The sequence below is a fragment of the Enterobacter sp. MGH85 genome, from assembly GCF_001037655.1.
Classification (GTDB): domain Bacteria; phylum Pseudomonadota; class Gammaproteobacteria; order Enterobacterales; family Enterobacteriaceae; genus Enterobacter; species Enterobacter intestinihominis.
Window position 1 is genome coordinate 1,443,198 of record NZ_KQ089925.1, and the last position, 18,185, is coordinate 1,461,382.

Annotated in this window: 24 protein-coding genes; 11 read left to right on the forward strand and 13 right to left on the reverse strand. The window is 54.5% G+C overall.

Features of this window, described 5'->3' with window-relative positions; all coding sequences use genetic code 11:
- Positions 1-25 precede the first annotated feature (25 nt).
- From ptsN to SK51_RS06815, 9 genes are all read right to left on the reverse strand, one after another.
- Positions 26-517: a PTS IIA-like nitrogen regulatory protein PtsN gene (gene ptsN, locus SK51_RS06775; RefSeq protein ID WP_003861869.1), complete on the reverse strand. Its 492-nt coding sequence runs from the start codon at positions 515-517 to the stop codon at positions 26-28.
- An 82-nt stretch (positions 518-599) separates the two neighbouring features.
- Positions 600-887 (reverse strand): ribosome hibernation promoting factor, encoded by a 288-nt coding sequence (gene hpf / locus SK51_RS06780; RefSeq protein ID WP_014171818.1) that lies wholly within the window; start codon positions 885-887, stop codon positions 600-602.
- 22 nt (positions 888-909) lie between these two features.
- Complete coding sequence (gene rpoN / locus SK51_RS06785; protein WP_022649530.1) at positions 910-2,343, reverse strand: RNA polymerase factor sigma-54; 1,434 nt, start codon at positions 2,341-2,343, stop codon at positions 910-912.
- 47 nt (positions 2,344-2,390) lie between these two features.
- Complete coding sequence (gene lptB, locus SK51_RS06790) at positions 2,391-3,116, reverse strand: LPS export ABC transporter ATP-binding protein (RefSeq protein WP_003861862.1); 726 nt, start codon at positions 3,114-3,116, stop codon at positions 2,391-2,393.
- Positions 3,117-3,122: 6 nt separating this feature from the next.
- Positions 3,123-3,677 carry a lipopolysaccharide ABC transporter substrate-binding protein LptA gene (gene lptA / locus SK51_RS06795; RefSeq protein ID WP_006812136.1) on the reverse strand — a complete coding sequence of 185 codons (555 nt, stop codon included), beginning with the start codon at positions 3,675-3,677 and terminating at the stop codon, positions 3,123-3,125.
- Positions 3,646-4,221, reverse strand: coding sequence for an LPS export ABC transporter periplasmic protein LptC (lptC, locus tag SK51_RS06800; RefSeq protein ID WP_022649529.1), 576 nt, complete (start codon positions 4,219-4,221; stop codon positions 3,646-3,648). Before lptC ends, lptA begins: the two co-directional genes overlap by 32 nt.
- Positions 4,218-4,784, reverse strand: a complete 567-nt coding sequence (kdsC, locus tag SK51_RS06805) for a 3-deoxy-manno-octulosonate-8-phosphatase KdsC (protein ID WP_017382729.1) — start codon at positions 4,782-4,784, stop codon at positions 4,218-4,220. Before kdsC ends, lptC begins: the two co-directional genes overlap by 4 nt.
- Before the next feature lie 14 nt (positions 4,785-4,798).
- A complete protein-coding gene (kdsD, locus tag SK51_RS06810) occupies positions 4,799-5,785 on the reverse strand; it encodes an arabinose-5-phosphate isomerase KdsD (protein ID WP_003861853.1) in 987 nt (328 codons plus the stop codon).
- A 13-nt stretch (positions 5,786-5,798) separates the two neighbouring features.
- Positions 5,799-6,776 carry a calcium/sodium antiporter gene (locus SK51_RS06815; protein ID WP_003861852.1) on the reverse strand — a complete coding sequence of 326 codons (978 nt, stop codon included), beginning with the start codon at positions 6,774-6,776 and terminating at the stop codon, positions 5,799-5,801.
- Between the two features lie 227 nt (positions 6,777-7,003).
- Here SK51_RS06815 and mlaF point away from each other — a divergent pair, with 227 nt between their 5' ends.
- From mlaF to murA, 7 genes are all read left to right on the forward strand, one after another.
- A complete protein-coding gene (mlaF, locus tag SK51_RS06820) occupies positions 7,004-7,816 on the forward strand; it encodes a phospholipid ABC transporter ATP-binding protein MlaF (RefSeq protein WP_022649527.1) in 813 nt (270 codons plus the stop codon).
- A gap of 7 nt (positions 7,817-7,823) precedes the next feature.
- On the forward strand, positions 7,824-8,606 hold the full coding sequence (mlaE, locus tag SK51_RS06825) for a lipid asymmetry maintenance ABC transporter permease subunit MlaE (protein WP_003861848.1): 783 nt from the start codon (positions 7,824-7,826) through the stop codon (positions 8,604-8,606).
- Between the two features lie 4 nt (positions 8,607-8,610).
- Positions 8,611-9,159, forward strand: a complete 549-nt coding sequence (mlaD, locus tag SK51_RS06830; protein WP_022649526.1) for an outer membrane lipid asymmetry maintenance protein MlaD — start codon at positions 8,611-8,613, stop codon at positions 9,157-9,159.
- A gap of 18 nt (positions 9,160-9,177) precedes the next feature.
- Positions 9,178-9,813 carry a phospholipid-binding protein MlaC gene (gene mlaC / locus SK51_RS06835; RefSeq protein WP_023307064.1) on the forward strand — a complete coding sequence of 212 codons (636 nt, stop codon included), beginning with the start codon at positions 9,178-9,180 and terminating at the stop codon, positions 9,811-9,813.
- A complete protein-coding gene (gene mlaB, locus SK51_RS06840) occupies positions 9,813-10,106 on the forward strand; it encodes a lipid asymmetry maintenance protein MlaB (RefSeq protein ID WP_022649525.1) in 294 nt (97 codons plus the stop codon). Before mlaC ends, mlaB begins: the two co-directional genes overlap by 1 nt.
- A gap of 126 nt (positions 10,107-10,232) precedes the next feature.
- Positions 10,233-10,487 (forward strand): BolA family iron metabolism protein IbaG, encoded by a 255-nt coding sequence (gene ibaG / locus SK51_RS06845; RefSeq protein ID WP_003861840.1) that lies wholly within the window; start codon positions 10,233-10,235, stop codon positions 10,485-10,487.
- A gap of 50 nt (positions 10,488-10,537) precedes the next feature.
- On the forward strand, positions 10,538-11,797 hold the full coding sequence (murA, locus tag SK51_RS06850; RefSeq protein WP_006812128.1) for a UDP-N-acetylglucosamine 1-carboxyvinyltransferase: 1,260 nt from the start codon (positions 10,538-10,540) through the stop codon (positions 11,795-11,797).
- A 63-nt stretch (positions 11,798-11,860) separates the two neighbouring features.
- Here the strand turns inward: murA and sfsB are convergent, their stop codons facing one another.
- Both sfsB and ispB read right to left on the reverse strand, forming a co-directional pair.
- Entirely contained in the window at positions 11,861-12,148 is a 288-nt protein-coding gene (sfsB, locus tag SK51_RS06855; protein ID WP_022649524.1) for a DNA-binding transcriptional regulator SfsB, read from the reverse strand.
- Positions 12,149-12,377: 229 nt separating this feature from the next.
- Entirely contained in the window at positions 12,378-13,349 is a 972-nt protein-coding gene (gene ispB, locus SK51_RS06860) for an octaprenyl diphosphate synthase (protein WP_023307063.1), read from the reverse strand.
- A gap of 257 nt (positions 13,350-13,606) precedes the next feature.
- On the opposite strand from ispB, the gene rplU reads away from it, so the two are divergent.
- From rplU to cgtA, 4 genes are all read left to right on the forward strand, one after another.
- On the forward strand, positions 13,607-13,918 hold the full coding sequence (gene rplU, locus SK51_RS06865) for a 50S ribosomal protein L21 (RefSeq protein ID WP_003025032.1): 312 nt from the start codon (positions 13,607-13,609) through the stop codon (positions 13,916-13,918).
- A gap of 19 nt (positions 13,919-13,937) precedes the next feature.
- On the forward strand, positions 13,938-14,195 hold the full coding sequence (gene rpmA, locus SK51_RS06870) for a 50S ribosomal protein L27 (protein WP_003861831.1): 258 nt from the start codon (positions 13,938-13,940) through the stop codon (positions 14,193-14,195).
- 95 nt (positions 14,196-14,290) lie between these two features.
- Entirely contained in the window at positions 14,291-15,256 is a 966-nt protein-coding gene (locus tag SK51_RS06875) for a DMT family transporter (RefSeq protein WP_003861826.1), read from the forward strand.
- Between the two features lie 15 nt (positions 15,257-15,271).
- Complete coding sequence (gene cgtA, locus SK51_RS06880; protein WP_003861823.1) at positions 15,272-16,447, forward strand: Obg family GTPase CgtA; 1,176 nt, start codon at positions 15,272-15,274, stop codon at positions 16,445-16,447.
- A 33-nt stretch (positions 16,448-16,480) separates the two neighbouring features.
- On the opposite strand, the gene pmrB is transcribed toward cgtA, so the two are convergent.
- Positions 16,481-17,524: a two-component system sensor histidine kinase PmrB gene (gene pmrB, locus SK51_RS06885; protein WP_023307062.1), complete on the reverse strand. Its 1,044-nt coding sequence runs from the start codon at positions 17,522-17,524 to the stop codon at positions 16,481-16,483.
- Entirely contained in the window at positions 17,521-18,183 is a 663-nt protein-coding gene (gene pmrA / locus SK51_RS06890; RefSeq protein WP_003861819.1) for a two-component system response regulator PmrA, read from the reverse strand. The genes pmrB and pmrA overlap by 4 nt, the downstream gene beginning before the upstream one ends.
- Between the last annotated feature and the right edge of the window lie 2 nt (positions 18,184-18,185).

The following is an 18,185-nucleotide window of genomic DNA, read 5'->3' on the forward strand; positions in this document are numbered from 1 at the left end:
AGCCGTTCTGAAGGCCCTTTCCCGATTATGCCTCATCCTGATTGCCTTCTGCTTCAGTGATAATTTGATAAAGCTCTTCATCACTTTGAGCTGAGCGCAGTCGACGACAAATGGTTTTATCCGCCAGACGTTTGGCAACCAGCGACAGCGTGTGCAGGTGGGTTTTGGTCTGATCGGCAGGAACCAGCAGCGCGAAGAGCAGATCCACAGGCTGGTTATCGATGGCGTCAAAAGCGATAGGCGTTTCCAGTTGCACAAACACCCCCACGGCACGCAGCGTATCTTCTTCCAGCTTGCCATGCGGGATCGCAATGCCATTGCCGATGCCGGTACTGCCCATTTTTTCACGGGTCAGAATGGCTTCAAACACGATCTGCGGCGGCAGACCCAGCTGTTTTGCGGCCAGCTCACTGATGATTTCCAGCGCACGTTTTTTGCTCTGGCAGTGAACGCCACTGCGGGTACAATCCTGGTTAAGGACATTGCTCAGTTGAAGAGCGGAATCGTTGTTTATCATAATTTCACCTAAGCGCTAACTGTACAAATGGCCTGTTGTGTTTCACAACAGGCCGTCCTGCACCCGTTAACTGCCCGGACAATTAGTGTTGTTTCAGTTTATCTTTATGTTTATTGAGCTGTCTCGCAAGCTTATCAATCAAGCCGTCGATAGCCGCGTACATGTCTTGCCCTTCCGCACTGGCATGAAGTTCCCCTCCGTTGACGTGCAGGGTCGCATCCGAGATATGCGTCACTTTCTCCACTTTCAACACAACATAGACCTGGTTGATCCTCTCGAAATACTGCTCGAGTTTCGCGAACTTAGCGTTTACAAAATCGCGTAAAGCCTCAGTAATTTCGACGTTATGTCCGGTGATATTGAGCTGCATAGTGTCTTCCTTATCGGTTGTGTCAAACCAGTTGTTTACGCTGGTTAGACGGCGGAATGGATAAAGACTCTCGATACTTCGCGACAGTACGGCGTGCCACCATAATACCCTGATCGGACAGCATGGTGGTTAACTTACTGTCACTGAGTGGCTTCGCGGGGTTCTCCGCGGCGATCAACTTCTTCACCAGTGCGCGAATAGCCGTTGACGAGGCTTCGCCGCCGCCTTCGGTGTTCACGTGGCTGGAGAAGAAATACTTAAGCTCAAAAATACCGCGTGGGCTGTGCAGATACTTCTGCGTGGTCACGCGGGAAATGGTTGATTCATGCATCTCGACGGCCTGGGCGATGTCCGCCAGCACCATCGGTTTCATAAACTCTTCGCCCTGCTCAAAGAATGCCTGCTGCTGTTCGACAATACAGCGGCTGACGCGCAGCAGCGTGTCATTACGGCTTTCCAGACTCTTAATCAACCAGCGTGCTTCCTGAAGGTTGCTGCGAATGTATTGATTATCAGCGTCGTTACGGGCGCTGGTGCACATGGAGGCGTATTGCTGGTTGATTTGCAGGCGAGGAATGCTGTCGGCGTTCAGTTCAACGACCCAGCGGCCATTGTGTTTTCTCACCAGCACATCAGGAATAACGTATTCCGGTTCGCTGGTCTGGATCGATTGCCCCGGACGCGGATCGAGTGACTGGATCAGATTCACCGCTTCCTTCAGCACCTCTTCTTTGAGGCGCGTGACGCGCATCAGGGTGCGGAAGTCGTGATTTGCCAGCAAATCCAGATGCTCGCTGATGATGAGCCGGGCTTCGTCAATCCACGGTGTCTCTTTGGCAAACTGCGAAAGCTGGATCAGAAGGCAGTCGCGCAGATCTTTCGCAGCAACGCCAATCGGGTCGAAACGCTGAACGCGTTTCAGGACGGCTTCGATCTCTTCCAGTTCAATCTCGTCATCGCCGATGCTTTCCAGAATCTCGTCCAGCGTCACGGTCAAATAGCCCGTGTCGTCAACGGCATCGACAATCGAGGTGGCAATGGCGCGATCGGTATCGGAGAAAGGCGTCAGCTCCACCTGCCACATCAGGTAGTCCTGAAGCGACTGGGTAGTTTCGCCCTGGTAGACCGGGAGTTCATCGTCCTGGTAATCTGCACGCGTCCCGGAAGGGGTACCCGCGGTGTAGATTTCATCCCAGCTGGCATCCAGCGGCAGTTCCTCCGGCATCTCTTTCTGTTCGAGCGCATCTACGGAGTCGAGCGTTTCTGTGTCCTGCGTCTGCTGAGCGTCTACCTCGTCATGAAGATCGGTTTGCTCCAGCAGCGGATTGCTGTCCAGCGCCTGCTGGAGCTCCTGCTGGAGTTCTAACGTGGACAGCTGCAACAGACGGATTGCCTGTTGTAGCTGCGGCGTCATGGCCAGTTGCTGGCTGAGCCGTAATTGCAAACCTTGCTTCATGTTCAGAGCGTTTTTCTCCGGTTCGGCGTGACTTAACCTCTACCCTATCAGAGTCTGAAGTCTTCCCCAAGGTACACGCGCTTAACATGCTCATCTTCGAGGATTTGCTGTGGCGTGCCGTGGGCAATCAGATGGCCCTGGCTCACTATGTAGGCGCGCTCACACACGGCCAGCGTTTCACGAACGTTGTGGTCCGTGATCAGTACGCCAAGCCCGCTGTCGCGCAGGTGCTCAATAATACGTTTGATATCGATAACGGAGATGGGGTCAACGCCCGCAAACGGTTCATCCAGCAGGATAAATTTCGGGTTTGCTGCCAGCGCGCGCGCAATCTCAACGCGGCGGCGTTCACCACCGGACAGCGCCTGACCGAGGCTGTCACGCAGATGTTCGATATGAAACTCTTCCATCAGCTCGTTCGCACGGTCAGTGCGCTGCTCGCTGGTCAGATCGTCACGGATCTGAAGCACGGCCATCAGGTTGTCGAACACGCTTAAGCGGCGGAAGATGGAGGCTTCCTGCGGCAGATAGCCGATGCCACGACGCGCGCGGGCATGCAGTGGCAGCAGACTGATATCTTCATCATCGATGATGATGTTGCCGGCGTCACGCGGGACGATGCCCACCACCATGTAGAAGGTCGTGGTTTTACCCGCCCCGTTAGGGCCAAGCAAACCCACGATTTCGCCGGAGTTGACGGTCAGACTGACATCTTCGACGACGCGGCGGCCCTTATACGCTTTCGCGAGGTTTTTTGCAGTTAAAGTTGCCATAACGAATTAGTTACTCTTTTTCTGTGCCGGAGCCTGGCCGTTGTTCTTGTCCTGCAATTGCGAAGGCACAAGAACGGTCGTGACGCGTTTGCCTTTTTCACTGGAGGCCTGCATTTTCTGCTCTTTCACCAGATAAGTGATTTTGTCGCCTTTGATATTGCTGTCCAGCTGTTCCAGGTAAGCATTACCGGTCAGGATGACCAGATCCTTCGCCAGTTCATAGTGCATATGCGAGGCATGGCCTTTCACCGGCTTGCCGTTGTCCTGCATCTGGTAGAAGGTGGCCGGGTTGCCATAACCATCGATAATCTCTTTGCCCTGCTCGCCGCCCGGTCGGGTAACGACCACTTTGTCGGCGTTGATTTTGATGGTGCCCTGGGTCATGACCACGTTGCCGGTAAAGGTGACGACGTTACCCTGCATATCCAGAGACTGGGTATCGGATTCAATATGAATCGGCTGTTCGGTATCGCCAGTCACAGCAAGCGCGGGAAGACTGGCCGCCAGCAGCGCGCTGGCGATAACAACTTTAAGGCTGAGTTTGTTTGTTTTGAATTTCATAGGAGGTTCTAACCTTTTCAATCAGCTCGGCGTTTTTGCTGCGTAAGTTCCCGCGCATTCTTAAACCGCTGGAATTAAATGTTGTGCCATACAGGGTGACTAAATCCTGCGACGTGACATCCTGGGTGACCAGGTTGATCTGGGCGTTATCCGTCGTAATTTTTCGCAGTTGCGCGTCAGCGGTCAGGGCGTTGACTTCAACGTGACCATACAGGTAAAGCATACGGTCATTTGTCAGTTTTGCCCGGTCAGACTTGATAGACCACGTCGGCACTTTGTCCGTATCAAAGGTGGTCATGACCGGTTGGGTAAACCACGAAGTACCGTCATCTGAAAAATATTCTACATGCTGAGCAACGAGGCGATAGTTCAGCGCACCTTCCGGGCTATAGACCACGGTGTCGCTGTGATCGCTTTTATAGGTCGGGTCGCTCGTGTTAACCACTTCCGCTTGCGTATCTTCGCGGTCAGCGAGGTTTACGCCAATCAGTACCAGGGCGACAAGCGCAAGCAGAATGATAACCCAACGTCTGGTTTTACTCATATCGATTGCCCTTTCGCCTCATCAAGCTTGCCCTGCGCCAGCAGAAGCAGATCGCAGACTTCACGGACGGCGCCGCGGCCACCGTGAATATGGGTAACGTAATCAGCACGCGGGATCAGCAGCGGGTGCGCGTCAGCCACGGCGATGCTCAGACCCACCTCCGCCATGACTGGCCAGTCGATCAAATCATCCCCGACGTATGCCACATTCTCTGGTGCAATGGCCAGTTTTCCCAACAGATCCCGGAAGGCTACCATCTTATCAGACTGCCCCTGATAGAGATGGGTAATGCCCAGCGTTTCACACCGATCTTCTACCAGTTTAGCTTTCCGCCCGGTGATGATTGCAACTTCAATACCGGACGTGAGCGCACAGCGGATACCGTAACCGTCGCGAACGTTAAAGGCTTTCAGCTCTTCGCCGTTATTGCCCATATAAATCAGACCGTCGGAGAGCACACCATCCACATCGAGGATCAGCAGGCGGATATTTTCCGCCTTTGCCATCATGTGGGCGCTCACCGGGCCATAACAGGTTGCAAGGGATGCACCCGCATTACTCATTGTCTTATCCTTCATTACACTACGCCAGCGCGCAGCAGATCATGCATATGTACCACACCCAGCAGTTGGTCGCCATCGGCAACCATCACTGAGGTAATATGACGGGACTGCATCAGGTTCAGTACATCTACCGCCAGCGTGCCCGGACGGACGCGGATCCCGCCTGGTGTCATTACATCAGCGATGCCCAGCGTTCGGACATCCACACCCATATCGAATACCCGGCGCAGGTCGCCGTCGGTGAAAATGCCCTGAATTTTCATCAGATCGTCGCAGATAACCGTCATGCCCAGGTTTTTACGGGTAATCTCCAGTAACGCGTCGCGCAAAGAGGCCTCTTTGCTGACGTGCGGGATCTCATCCCCGGTGTGCATAATATCGTTGACCCGCAGCAGCAGTTTGCGCCCGAGCGCGCCGCCGGGGTGAGACAGAGCGAAATCTTCAGGCGTAAAACCGCGGGCTTCCAGCAGCGCAACGGCAAGGGCATCGCCCATCACCAGCGCGGCGGTTGTGCTGGAGGTCGGCGCCAGCCCCAGCGGACAGGCTTCTTTAGGCACCTTCACGCACAGGTGAATATCTGCCGCACGCGCCATGCTGCTTTCCGGGCGGCTGGTCATGCAAATCAGCGGTACGTGCAGACGCTTCAGCACCGGGATCAACGCCAGGATTTCATTCGATTCCCCGGAGTTGGACAGCGCAATAACCACGTCCTGCGGCGTAACCATGCCGAGGTCACCGTGCGCGGCTTCACCGGGATGAACGAAGAATGACGACGTGCCGGTACTGGCAAAGGTCGCCGCCATTTTGCGCCCGATATGGCCGGATTTGCCCATTCCCATCACCACGACTTTACCGGCGCAGTAGAACATCTTCTCACAGGCCAAACTAAAATCCTGATTAATGTACTGATCTAACTGCGCCAGACCTTCACGTTCAATCTCCAGAACGTCTTTGCCTGCTTTCTGAAAGTCAAAACCCGGCTGCAATTCTATTTGCGACATAATGCGTTTCCGTTTACCCAGAGAGAAGTGGCGAGAGCCAGTACAGCATCGCCAGCCATACGATAAATCCACCCGTCAGCAGCGCGCCCGCGCCTTTGCCGATCTGCTCTTTTCGCCGCCAGCAGAGCAGGGCGAAAATTACGCTGACCAGTAGCATCACACCGTAATCGCGCGTGAAGACCATAGGGTTAAACGGCCCCGGTGAGATTAATGCCGGCAGCCCCGTCACGATCGCGATATTGAAAATATTCGAGCCAATGATATTGCCGATGGCGATATCATCTTCCCCTTTACGCGCCCCGGCGATGGCGGTAGCCAGCTCTGGCAGGCTGGTGCCGATGGCGATGACCGTCAGACCGATTGTCAGTTCGCTCATCGCAAACGCGTTCGCCAGCACCGTCGCGTTATCGACCACCATCCGCGTGGCCATTGGCATTATAATCAGCGCGACGCCCAGCCACAGCAGGGCGACGGGTAAGGTCCCTTCCCGTGGCAGTTCGGCGAGATGCTCACGCGTGAGGCTATCGTTACCCTGTTTTTCCGCCAGACGTGCGATCTTCACGCTGTAAAGCAACCAGATCACGGCCAGGGCGAGCAGGAATATACCGTCACCGACGCTCAGCACCCCGTCATAAAGCACATAGCCTGCCAGCAGACTGACGACTAACATTAGCGGCAATTCACGACGCAAAACATCGGAATGTACGCGAAATGGATGCAGTAATGCGGCTAAGCCTAAAATCAGCAAGATATTGACGATGTTAGAGCCAATCGCAGTGCCAATAGCGAGGTCGACCTGGCCATGCAACGAGGCTGAAACAGAAACAATGATTTCAGGAAGCGATGTGCCTACACTGACCACCGTCATCCCAATAATGATGGGCGGCATGCCAATGAGTCGACAGAGAATGGATGCGGCAAAGACCAAACGGTCAGCACTGTAGACCACCAACAGTAAACCAATTATTAACAGTGCTGTTGCTAAAAGCATCAAAAGTCCTTTCTTCAGGTATACTCGCTGGTCCACTGCGCACGAATTTTAGCGCCAGATGAAGTCTGAGACGTGACGAATTCCTAATTTTGACTTTATGCGCCGGAAAAGTAAAACAAATGCCAGCTTTCGCTAACCCCAATAGTGAATATTCTGTAAAAATGCGGGGTTTAGGGCTGATTTACGCTTCATGCCAGCAGTGAAGCAAGGTAAGTAAGGAACCATAAATGAGCCAAACGATGGCGAATATAGTCGATGTCCGGGGCGTCAGTTTTTCTCGCGGCAACCGGGTGATATTTGATGATATTTCGCTGACCGTGCCGCGCGGTAAAATCACCGCCATCATGGGGCCGTCAGGGATCGGTAAAACGACGTTGCTGCGTCTTATCGGCGGGCAAATCCCCCCTGATAGCGGCGAAATTCTCTTCGACGGTGAAAACGTCCCGGAGATGTCTCGCTCGCGCCTCTACACGGTTCGCAAACGGATGAGCATGCTCTTTCAGTCGGGTGCGCTGTTCACCGATATGAACGTATTTGACAACGTGGCCTATCCGCTGCGTGAGCATACCCATCTTCCTCCTGCGCTGTTGCACAGCACGGTGATGATGAAGCTCGAAGCCGTGGGGTTGCGGGGGGCTGCGAAACTTATGCCGTCCGAACTCTCGGGTGGGATGGCGCGCCGCGCCGCGCTGGCGCGTGCTATTGCCCTGGAACCCGATTTAATCATGTTCGATGAACCGTTCGTTGGGCAGGACCCTATCACCATGGGCGTGCTGGTGAAGTTAATCTCGGAGCTGAACAGCGCCCTTGGCGTCACCTGCGTGGTGGTTTCCCACGACGTGCCGGAAGTGCTGAGCATTGCTGATTACGCCTATATTGTGGCTGACAAAAAGATCGTCGCCCACGGCAGCGCTCAGGCGTTGCAGGAGAATGGCGATCCGCGCGTGCGGCAGTTCCTGGACGGTATCGCAGATGGGCCGGTGCCTTTCCGCTATCCGGCGGGCGACTATCATGACGATTTACTGGGAATAGGGAGTTAATCCACTCATGCTGTTAAATGCGTTGGCGGGTCTTGGACACCGTGGCCTAAAAACCATCAGTACGTTCGGGCGTGCCGGATTAATGTTGTTCAACGCGCTGGTTGGCAAACCGGAGTTCCGCAAGCATGCGCCGTTACTGGTGCGGCAGCTTTATAACGTCGGCGTGCTGTCGATGCTTATCATCATCGTGTCGGGTCTGTTTATTGGCATGGTGCTGGGGTTGCAGGGGTATCTGGTGCTGACAACCTACAGCGCGGAAACCAGCCTTGGCATGCTGGTGGCGCTCTCGCTGCTGCGTGAACTCGGGCCGGTTGTAGCAGCGCTGCTGTTCGCCGGGCGTGCCGGATCAGCGCTGACGGCTGAAATTGGCCTGATGCGCGCCACAGAGCAGCTCTCCAGTATGGAGATGATGGCGGTCGATCCGCTGCGCCGGGTGATCTCGCCGCGCTTCTGGGCCGGGGTTATCTCCTTGCCGTTACTGACTATCCTCTTTGTGGCGGTAGGTATCTGGGGAGGCGCGCTGGTTGGCGTCAACTGGAAAGGCATTGATGCCGGGTTCTTCTGGTCTGCCATGCAGGACGCCATCGATCTGCGGATGGATCTGGTGAACTGTCTGATCAAGAGCGTGGTTTTCGCTGTGACGGTTACCTGGATTGCGTTGTTTAATGGTTACGATGCCATTCCGACGTCGGCGGGCATTAGCCGTGCAACGACGCGTACTGTCGTACATTCGTCGCTGGCCGTTTTAGGTCTGGATTTTGTGCTCACCGCACTGATGTTTGGGAATTGAGTTCATGCAAACGAGAAAAAATGAAATTTGGGTTGGCGTGTTTTTGCTTCTGGCGCTGCTGGCCGCGCTGTTTATCTGCCTGCGCGCGGCGGACATCACCTCTGTTCGCACCGAGCCGACGTATCGCGTCTACGCGACTTTCGATAATATCGGCGGCCTGAAGGCGCGCTCACCGGTCCGTATTGGTGGCGTCGTTATTGGACGTGTCGCTGACATTACGCTTGATGAGAAAACCTATCTGCCGCGCGTCGCAATGGATATCGAAGAACGCTATAACCACATTCCGGACACCAGCTCGCTCTCTATCCGCACCTCTGGCCTGCTGGGGGAGCAATATCTGGCCCTTAACGTTGGTTTTGAAGATCCTGAGCTGGGAACGTCTATCCTTAAAGACGGTAGCGTAATCCAGGATACCAAGTCAGCGATGGTGCTGGAAGATATGATTGGTCAGTTCCTTTACAACAGTAAAGGGGATGATAAAAAGTCTGACGATGCCCCTGCGCAGAGTGAAGACCACACCAACGTCGAACCGACGCCAGGCGCGACGAATTAATTTCAGGAGAAGTCATTCATGTTTAAACGACTGTTAATGGTTGCCATGCTGGTCATTGCCCCTCTAACCGCGGCGCACGCTGCGGATCAGAGTAACCCGTACAAACTGATGGATGAGGCCGCGAAGAAAACCTTCGACCGTCTTAAAAACGAACAGCCAAAAATCCGCGCTAACCCTGATTATCTGCGTGATGTGGTGGATCAGGAACTGCTGCCGTATGTGCAGATCAAGTACGCGGGCGCACTGGTGCTGGGCCGTTACTACAAAGACGCGACCCCGGCGCAGCGCGAGGCTTACTTTGCGGCGTTCCGTGAATACCTGAAACAGGCTTACGGCCAGGCGCTGGCGATGTACCACGGGCAGACCTATCAGATTGCTCCTGAACAGCCGCTGGGCGATGCCACCATCATTCCTATCCGCGTGACGATTATCGATCCAAACGGTCGTCCACCGGTACGCCTGGACTTCCAGTGGCGTAAAAACAGCCAGACCGGAAACTGGCAGGCGTACGACATGATCGCTGAAGGCGTCAGCATGATCACCACTAAACAGAACGAGTGGAGCGATCTGCTGCGCACCAAAGGCATCGATGGCCTGACGGCTCAGCTTCAGTCCATCTCTCGTCAGAAAATTACCCTGGACGAGAAGAAGTAATGTCACAGCAGCTTAGCTGGGCGCGTGACGGCGAGACGTTGACGCTGACGGGAGAGCTGGATCAGGATCTGCTTAACCCGCTGTGGGACGCTCGCCATAACGCGATGCAGGGCGTGACGTTGATTGATCTCCATGGCGTCACGCGGGTAGATACCGCCGGTATCGCCCTGCTGGCGCACCTGGTGGCCACGGGCAAAAAGCAGGGGAGTAGCGTCACCCTGACGGGGGTAAGCGATAATGTCGTAACCCTTGCACAGCTTTACAATTTGCCTGAAGACGTATTACCTCGCTAACTTTTTCAGTACGTTACTTCCGAAAGCCCCGACAGTTTACGCGTCGGGGCTTTTTGCTTGTTTAAGACCGCGCCACTTTGCTCTAAGATGTTGAGCTTGTTTTCACTATCAGATGATGTAGACCCCATGGAAAATAATGAAATCCAGACAGTGCTGATGAATGCACTCTCCCTTCAGGAAGCCCACGTCTCTGGCGATGGCAGTCACTTCCAGGTTATTGCTGTGGGTGAGATGTTCGACGGAATGAGTCGCGTGAAGAAACAGCAGGCTGTGTACGCGCCGCTGATGGAATACATTGCGGATAACCGCATCCACGCCCTGTCGATTAAAGCGTTCACCCCACAGGAGTGGGCACGCGATCGCAAACTAAACGGTTTTTGAGCTGAGGGCGAAGCGCCCGCAGCACGGTTGAATTTATAAGAGAGCAAACGATGGATAAATTTCGTGTACAGGGACCCACGCGTCTCCAGGGCGAAGTCACAATTTCTGGCGCTAAAAACGCCGCGCTGCCCATTCTTTTCGCTGCGCTGCTCGCAGAAGAGCCGGTAGAGATCCAGAACGTACCGAAGCTGAAAGATATCGACACGACCATGAAGTTGCTCGGCCAGTTGGGCACCAAAGTGGAGCGTAACGGTTCCGTCTGGATCGATGCCAGCAACGTGAACAACTTCTCAGCGCCTTATGAGCTGGTGAAAACCATGCGTGCTTCCATCTGGGCGCTTGGCCCGCTGGTGGCGCGTTTCGGTCAGGGACAGGTTTCACTGCCGGGCGGATGCGCTATCGGCGCCCGTCCAGTCGACCTGCATATCTTCGGTCTGGAAAAGCTGGGCGCGGAGATCAAGCTGGAAGAGGGGTACGTTAAAGCGTCCGTCAATGGTCGCCTGAAAGGCGCGCACATTGTCATGGACAAAGTGAGCGTGGGCGCAACGGTAACCATCATGTCGGCTGCTACGCTGGCAGAAGGCACTACCATCATCGAAAACGCCGCCCGAGAGCCGGAAATCGTGGATACCGCGAACTTCCTGGTCGCGCTGGGGGCGAAGATCAGCGGGCAGGGCACAGACCGTATCACCATCGAAGGCGTTGAACGTCTGGGTGGTGGTGTGTACCGCGTACTGCCAGACCGTATCGAAACCGGTACTTTCCTGGTAGCGGCTGCCATTTCTGGCGGTAAGATTGTTTGTCGTAACGCACAACCGGATACCCTGGATGCGGTGCTGGCGAAACTGCGCGATGCGGGTGCGGACATTGAAATTGGTGAAGACTGGATCAGCCTCGATATGCACGGGCAGCGTCCTAAAGCCGTTAACGTGCGCACTGCGCCACATCCGGCATTCCCGACGGATATGCAGGCACAGTTCACCCTGTTGAACCTGGTGGCCGAAGGCACAGGCTTCATCACGGAAACTATCTTCGAAAACCGTTTCATGCACGTACCGGAACTGATCCGTATGGGTGCGCATGCTGAGATTGAAAGCAACACGGTCATTTGCCACGGCGTTGAAAAACTGTCCGGTGCGCAGGTGATGGCGACCGATCTGCGCGCGTCTGCGAGCCTCGTACTGGCAGGTTGTATTGCAGAAGGGACTACCGTTGTCGATCGTATCTACCACATCGATCGTGGTTACGAGCGTATTGAAGACAAACTGCGCGCGCTGGGTGCGAATATCGAGCGTGTGAAGGGCGAGTAATCGTTCCGGCACCCCCCTGCCAGAACAGGCCGGGGGATTGCTGTTCCTGTAAATCCGGGTGCATCAGTCCTGATGTGCTTTCTTCGCTTTGCTCTGGCGCATCATGCGCGTTCTGTCGATAAATTCATGAGTAATGGGATCGTGATAGCGTGACGGCCATATCACCCACGGATGCGTATCCAGCGCCGTCGCAATAATCAGTTCCCCCTTCGGCCATGGGCGGGTCAGGGCGTTTGCCAGCGTCGACGAGCTCAGCCCATGACGACGTGATTCGGCAGCCAGCGATGTCCCTTTTTTACGCAGTGCCGCAATAATGTCCGCAGAATGCCAGTCGATGAATTTTGTGTCCATAATGCTGTCCTTGTGTTCGTTATCGTCCACGTCGTTTCGTGTGAAAAGACAGCATTACTATACTCACTTCGAACATCTGTTCTAAAAAGTTCATGTTACGAGAAGCAATATTCAGAATAAGGCACGGCTTTATACATACGGCCTGTAACCTGATGAGCTTACGCGTAAATGTAATTTATTGGTGCGTACTGGAACCTCCCTACGAGATCGCAGGGAGATGAGGAGGGGATTAACGGTCGCGCTGGACGGCGATGTGCGCGAGGCCGATTAGCGCATCACGCCATGGGCTGTCGGGAATGACCTGAATTGCGGCGATGGCTTTGTCTGCTTCTTCTTCAGCACGCTGACGCGTCCACTCAAGGGAACCACAGATGGCCATTGTTTCCAGTACCGGTTCCAGAAGATGGCGACCATTTCCCTGCTCGATAGCCTCCCGGATCATTTTCGCCTGCTCTGGTGAGCCATTGCGCATCGCGTGGAGCAGCGGCAGCGTTGGCTTGCCTTCGTTCAGGTCATCGCCAACGTTTTTACCGAGCGTTTCGCCATCCGCGCTGTAGTCCAGCAAATCATCAATCAGCTGGAACGCGGTGCCGAGGTAACGGCCATAGTCCTGAAGCCCTTTTTCCTGAGCTTCGCTACAGCCTGCCAGAATGCCGGAGCACTGCGCGGCGGCTTCAAACAGACGTGCGGTCTTGCTGTAAATCACCCGCATATAGTTTTCTTCGGTGATATCCGGGTCGTTGACGTTCATCAACTGTAGGACTTCGCCTTCAGCGATAACGTTTACGGCTTCTGACATCACTTCCAGCACCTTCAGCGAGCCAAGGCTGGTCATCATCTGGAAGGCTCGGGTATAGATAAAATCCCCTACCAGAACGCTTGCCGCATTACCAAACGCGGCATTGGCGGTGGCTTTGCCACGACGCATGTCTGATTCATCCACAACATCGTCATGAAGCAGGGTGGCGGTGTGGATAAATTCGATCAGCGCCGCGATCGTGACGTGGGCATTTCCCTGATAGCCAACCGCGCGTGCGGCCAGAATGGCAATCATCGGACGAATACGTTTACCGCCGCCGCTGACGATGTAATAGCCCAACTGATTGATCAGCTGAACGTCAGAGTTGAGTTGCTCCAGGATTGCTGCATTCACACCCGCCATATCTTGCGCGGTTAACTCATTGATTTTTTCTAAATTCATCGCAAAAGCCGGGCTTTTTATCCTGTTTATCCCACACGAGATGGGTACACAAAGGGTTTCGGTTTATAAATAGTATTGCTGATTGTACTGAAAAAATGGCTCAGATAAACGTTACCGTACGTGTTGTGTTTTTTTTCTTCATGTATTGATGGTAGCACTTGTCAAAGGCTCGCGTTTTGCGTAATATTCGCGCCCTATTGTGAATATTTATAGCGCACTCTGAATCATACGAGGATGTGCGCGGAAGCGGAGTTTATATGTACGCGGTTTTCCAAAGTGGTGGTAAACAACACCGAGTAAGCGAAGGTCAGACCGTTCGCCTGGAAAAGCTGGACATCGCAACTGGCGAATCTGTTGAGTTCGCTGAAGTTCTGATGATCGCAAACGGTGAAGAAGTCAAAATCGGCGTTCCTTTCGTTGATGGCGGCGTTATCAAAGCTGAAGTTGTTGCTCACGGTCGTGGCGAGAAAGTTAAAATCGTTAAGTTTCGTCGTCGTAAACACTATCGTAAGCAGCAGGGCCACCGTCAGTGGTTCACTGATGTGAAAATTACTGGCATCAGCGCCTAAGACCTGAGGAGAGATTTAAATGGCACATAAAAAGGCTGGCGGCTCCACACGTAACGGTCGCGATTCAGAAGCTAAACGCCTGGGCGTTAAGCGTTTCGGTGGCGAATCCGTTCTGGCGGGTAGCATCATCGTTCGTCAGCGTGGCACCAAGTTCCACGCGGGTACCAACGTAGGTTGCGGTCGTGACCACACTCTGTTTGCTAAAGCAGACGGTAAAGTGAAATTTGAAGTTAAAGGCCCGAACAACCGTAAATACATCAGCATCGTTGCTGAGTAAGGTTTTCTCGGTCCGGTAACGGATTAAAGCCCCGCAACGTGTTGCGGGGCTTTTTACATTGGAAACCCGGAAAATTTTCTGTAGGGAAAACGGGCATGAAGCAGCAGGCCGGCATTGGTATTCTTTTGGCGCTCACTACCGCGATGTGCTGGGGTGCGCTGCCAATTGCAATGAAGCAGGTACTGGAAGTGATGGAACCGCCCACGGTGGTGTTTTATCGCTTCCTGATGGCAAGTATAGGCCTGGGCGCCATTCTGGCCGTCAAAGGTAAGCTGCCACCGCTGCGCATCTTCCGAAAACCGCGCTGGCTGGTGTTACTGGCTATCGCGACGGGCGGTCTGTTCGGTAACTTCATTCTGTTCAGCTCTTCCCTGCAATATCTTAGCCCTACAGCGTCGCAGGTGATTGGTCAGCTATCACCGGTCGGCATGATGGTCGCCAGCGTATTCATCCTCAAGGAGAAGATGCGCGGTACGCAGATCATCGGGGCAAGCATGCTGCTTTGCGGTCTGGTGATGTTCTTTAACACCAGTCTGATCGAGATTTTTACCCGCCTGACGGATTACACCTGGGGTGTCATTTTTGGGGTGGGTGCAGCAACGGTCTGGGTGAGTTATGGCGTCGCGCAAAAGGTGTTATTGCGTCGTCTTGCCTCACAGCAGATCCTCTTTTTGCTGTACACTTTGTGTACACTGGCATTATTGCCGTTAGCTAAGCCGGGGGTGATTACCCAGCTCAGCGACTGGCAACTGGCGTGCCTCATTTTTTGTGGGCTGAACACGCTGGTCGGTTATGGCGCGCTGGCTGAAGCCATGGCGCGCTGGCAGGCAGCACAGGTGAGCGCCTTAATCACGCTTACCCCGCTGTTTACGCTGTTATTTTCAGATTTGTTATCAATGGCCTGGCCCGATGTCTTCGTCAAGCCGATGCTCAACCTGTTGGGTTATCTCGGTGCGTTTGTCGTGGTTGCGGGCGCGATGTATTCCGCCATTGGTCATCGTCTCTGGGGGCGTTGGCGCAAAAATGAAGCGGTTGTAATAGTCCCCCGCTCAGGCGAATGAGTTACGGAGAGTAAAATGAAGTTTGTTGATGAAGCGACGATTCTGGTCGTGGCAGGTGATGGCGGTAACGGTTGTGTAAGCTTCCGCCGTGAAAAATATATTCCTCGTGGCGGTCCTGACGGCGGTGACGGTGGGGACGGTGGCGACGTGTGGCTGGAGGCGGATGAAAACCTCAACACGCTGATCGACTACCGTTTCGAAAAATCTTTCCGCGCCGAACGTGGGCAGAATGGCCAGAGCCGCGACTGTACCGGTAAACGCGGTAAAGACGTGACGATCAAAGTGCCGGTAGGTACGCGTGTCATCGATCAGGGCACGGGCGAAACCATGGGTGATATGACCAAACACGGTCAGCGCCTGATGGTGGCGAAAGGCGGCTGGCACGGTCTGGGTAACAGCCGTTTCAAATCTTCCGTTAACCGTACCCCGCGTCAGAAAACCATGGGTACCCCGGGTGATAAGCGCGACCTGCAACTGGAACTGATGCTGCTGGCGGATGTGGGGATGCTGGGTATGCCAAACGCCGGTAAATCGACGTTTATCCGTGCGGTCTCTGCGGCGAAACCAAAAGTGGCGGATTATCCGTTTACGACGCTGGTACCGAGCCTGGGCGTTGTCCGTATGGATAACGAGAAGAGCTTCGTGGTCGCTGACATCCCGGGTCTGATTGAAGGGGCAGCAGAAGGCGCCGGTCTGGGGATTCGCTTCCTGAAGCACCTTGAGCGTTGTCGCGTACTGTTGCACCTCATCGACATCGATCCAATCGACGGTTCCGATCCGGTTGAAAACGCCCGTATCATTATCGGTGAGCTGGAGAAATACAGTGAAAAACTGGCGCAAAAACCGCGCTGGCTGGTATTTAACAAGATCGACCTGATGGATAAAGCGGAAGCTGAAGCGAAAGCGAAAGCGATTGCCGAAGCGATGGGTTGGGAAGATAAGTACTACCTGATCTCTGCCGCCAGCCAGGTTGGCGTGAAAGATCTCTGCTGGGATGTGATGACCTTTATCATCGAGAATCCGGTTGTTCAGGCAGAAGAGGCGAAACAGCCTGAAAAAGTCGAATTCATGTGGGATGACTACCACCGCCAGCAGCTCGAAGAGCTGGAAGCGGAAGAAGATGATGAAGACTGGGACGATGACTGGGATGAAGACGACGAAGAAGGCGTCGAGTTCATCTACAAGCACTAACCTCAGTATAAAGCCCCTTAACGGGGCTTTTTTTTATCCTATTTTCGCCGGTAACCAACAGCTGGCGATGAGGCCGCCCTCAGCGCCGTTCTCCAGCGTTAAATAGCCATGATGGAGCTGTACGATACGCTGTACGATGCTCAGCCCAAGGCCGCTGCCGCCGTAGCGCTGGTCGAGACGTCGGAAAGGTTCGGTGATCGACTGGCGGTGTGCCTCATCAATACCCGGCCCCTGATCGGTAACGCTCACCTGGGTACCACTTTCCGTCGCTGTTAATGCCACTTCAATGGTTGTGCCTGCCGGGCTGTAGCGGGCGGCATTCTCCAGAAGGTTCCTTAGCATCAGACGTAACAGGACGGCGTCCCCCTGAACCGTCAGCGCGCTGTGGGCCGGCCATATCACCGTATGCTCTTTGGCTTCATGCTCCAGGCTAAGCGGAGCAATGATCGTCTCAGTCCAGTTCACGGTATCGTAATGGCCGCTGGCCATCGCCTGTCCGGCACGCGCCAGCATCAGCAGCTGTTCCACCGTGTGCATCAACTGATCGATCCGGTTTATCAGTGGCGTGGCCTGCGGGGAACCGGACTGAGCCATCAGTTCCAGATGGAGCCTGATCCCCGCAAGCGGCGTACGTAACTCGTGTGCCGCATCGGCGGTAAACAGGCGTTCCTGTTGAATAGTGTGGTCCAGCCGGGCGAGGAGTTGGTTGAGGGACGTGGTTACTGCGCCTATCTCTTCCATATCAGAATACATCGGCAGGGGAGTCAGATTATCCGCCGAACGGTTCGCAAGGCTGGCGCGAAGTTTGTTGAGTGGTCGGGTGATCCAGGTGACGGCCCAGAATGAGAAGAGCAGGGTAAAACCGACCATCACCAGAGAAGGGACCAGCAGGGAGGCAATGGCTTCGCGGATCTCTTTTTCGACATGGTTGTTGCGCGCTTTCGCAGACAACGTTTCATTCACCAGAAAACCGATTTGCTCGCGGCTCTCATGCCACAGCCAGACTACGCTAACCAGTTGAAAAAATAGCAGTATAACCGCCAGCAACACCATTAATCGCCGGCGCATACTGTTCATTTCTGGCTCTCCAGACGGTAACCCACGCCACGTACGGTTTTGATGCGATCTTTACCGAGCTTGCGGCGCAGATTATGAATGTGAACTTCAAGCGTGTTTGATCCTGGATCGTCCTGCCAGGAGTAGATGTCCTGTTGCAGCGTTTCACGGTGCACGGTCTGCCCGCTGCGCATGATCAGGCGCGTCAGCAGAGCGAACTCTTTTGGGGTCACTTCCACAGGCTGAGACTGGCGCAGCACCTGCTGAGTTTGCAGATTGAGGGTGATATCCCCGTCCGTTAGCAGGTTGTCGCTGTGGCCCTGATAGCGGCGGATTAACGCCCGTACGCGAGCCTGTAGCTCGGCAAGGGCGAAGGGTTTTACCAGATAATCGTCAGCGCCAGAATCCAGCCCGTTAATTCTGTCTTCAATGGCATCGCGGGCGGTGAGAATCAATACGGGATTCTCCACTCCGCGACGACGCCACTGGCAGAGCAGCGTCGCGCCGTCTTTATCCGGCAGTCCCAAATCCAGGATCACAAGGCTGTATTCTCCGCTCTGGATCAAGGCATCTGCTTCAGCCGCCGTGGCGGCACAATCCAGGGCGTAGCCCTCATTCCCCAGTGCCAGCGCTAACCCTTCCTGTAATAACAGATCGTCTTCAACTATCAGTAGTTTCATCG

Excerpts from the sequence above, each read along its gene's own strand:
- ptsN (WP_003861869.1), bottom strand. The coding sequence starts at position 517 with ATGATAAACAACGATTCCGCTCTTCAACTGAGCAATGTCCTTAACCAG.
- hpf (WP_014171818.1), bottom strand. The coding sequence starts at position 887 with ATGCAGCTCAATATCACCGGACATAACGTCGAAATTACTGAGGCTTTA.
- rpoN (WP_022649530.1), bottom strand. The coding sequence starts at position 2,343 with ATGAAGCAAGGTTTGCAATTACGGCTCAGCCAGCAACTGGCCATGACG.
- lptB (WP_003861862.1), bottom strand. The coding sequence starts at position 3,116 with ATGGCAACTTTAACTGCAAAAAACCTCGCGAAAGCGTATAAGGGCCGC.
- lptA (WP_006812136.1), bottom strand. The coding sequence starts at position 3,677 with ATGAAATTCAAAACAAACAAACTCAGCCTTAAAGTTGTTATCGCCAGC.
- lptC (WP_022649529.1), bottom strand. The coding sequence starts at position 4,221 with ATGAGTAAAACCAGACGTTGGGTTATCATTCTGCTTGCGCTTGTCGCC.
- kdsC (WP_017382729.1), bottom strand. The coding sequence starts at position 4,784 with ATGAGTAATGCGGGTGCATCCCTTGCAACCTGTTATGGCCCGGTGAGC.
- kdsD (WP_003861853.1), bottom strand. The coding sequence starts at position 5,785 with ATGTCGCAAATAGAATTGCAGCCGGGTTTTGACTTTCAGAAAGCAGGC.
- SK51_RS06815 (WP_003861852.1), bottom strand. The coding sequence starts at position 6,776 with ATGCTTTTAGCAACAGCACTGTTAATAATTGGTTTACTGTTGGTGGTC.
- mlaF (WP_022649527.1), top strand. The coding sequence starts at position 7,004 with ATGAGCCAAACGATGGCGAATATAGTCGATGTCCGGGGCGTCAGTTTT.
- mlaE (WP_003861848.1), top strand. The coding sequence starts at position 7,824 with ATGCTGTTAAATGCGTTGGCGGGTCTTGGACACCGTGGCCTAAAAACC.
- mlaD (WP_022649526.1), top strand. The coding sequence starts at position 8,611 with ATGCAAACGAGAAAAAATGAAATTTGGGTTGGCGTGTTTTTGCTTCTG.
- mlaC (WP_023307064.1), top strand. The coding sequence starts at position 9,178 with ATGTTTAAACGACTGTTAATGGTTGCCATGCTGGTCATTGCCCCTCTA.
- mlaB (WP_022649525.1), top strand. The coding sequence starts at position 9,813 with ATGTCACAGCAGCTTAGCTGGGCGCGTGACGGCGAGACGTTGACGCTG.
- ibaG (WP_003861840.1), top strand. The coding sequence starts at position 10,233 with ATGGAAAATAATGAAATCCAGACAGTGCTGATGAATGCACTCTCCCTT.
- murA (WP_006812128.1), top strand. The coding sequence starts at position 10,538 with ATGGATAAATTTCGTGTACAGGGACCCACGCGTCTCCAGGGCGAAGTC.
- sfsB (WP_022649524.1), bottom strand. The coding sequence starts at position 12,148 with ATGGACACAAAATTCATCGACTGGCATTCTGCGGACATTATTGCGGCA.
- ispB (WP_023307063.1), bottom strand. The coding sequence starts at position 13,349 with ATGAATTTAGAAAAAATCAATGAGTTAACCGCGCAAGATATGGCGGGT.
- rplU (WP_003025032.1), top strand. The coding sequence starts at position 13,607 with ATGTACGCGGTTTTCCAAAGTGGTGGTAAACAACACCGAGTAAGCGAA.
- rpmA (WP_003861831.1), top strand. The coding sequence starts at position 13,938 with ATGGCACATAAAAAGGCTGGCGGCTCCACACGTAACGGTCGCGATTCA.
- SK51_RS06875 (WP_003861826.1), top strand. The coding sequence starts at position 14,291 with ATGAAGCAGCAGGCCGGCATTGGTATTCTTTTGGCGCTCACTACCGCG.
- cgtA (WP_003861823.1), top strand. The coding sequence starts at position 15,272 with ATGAAGTTTGTTGATGAAGCGACGATTCTGGTCGTGGCAGGTGATGGC.
- pmrB (WP_023307062.1), bottom strand. The coding sequence starts at position 17,524 with ATGAACAGTATGCGCCGGCGATTAATGGTGTTGCTGGCGGTTATACTG.
- pmrA (WP_003861819.1), bottom strand. The coding sequence starts at position 18,183 with ATGAAACTACTGATAGTTGAAGACGATCTGTTATTACAGGAAGGGTTA.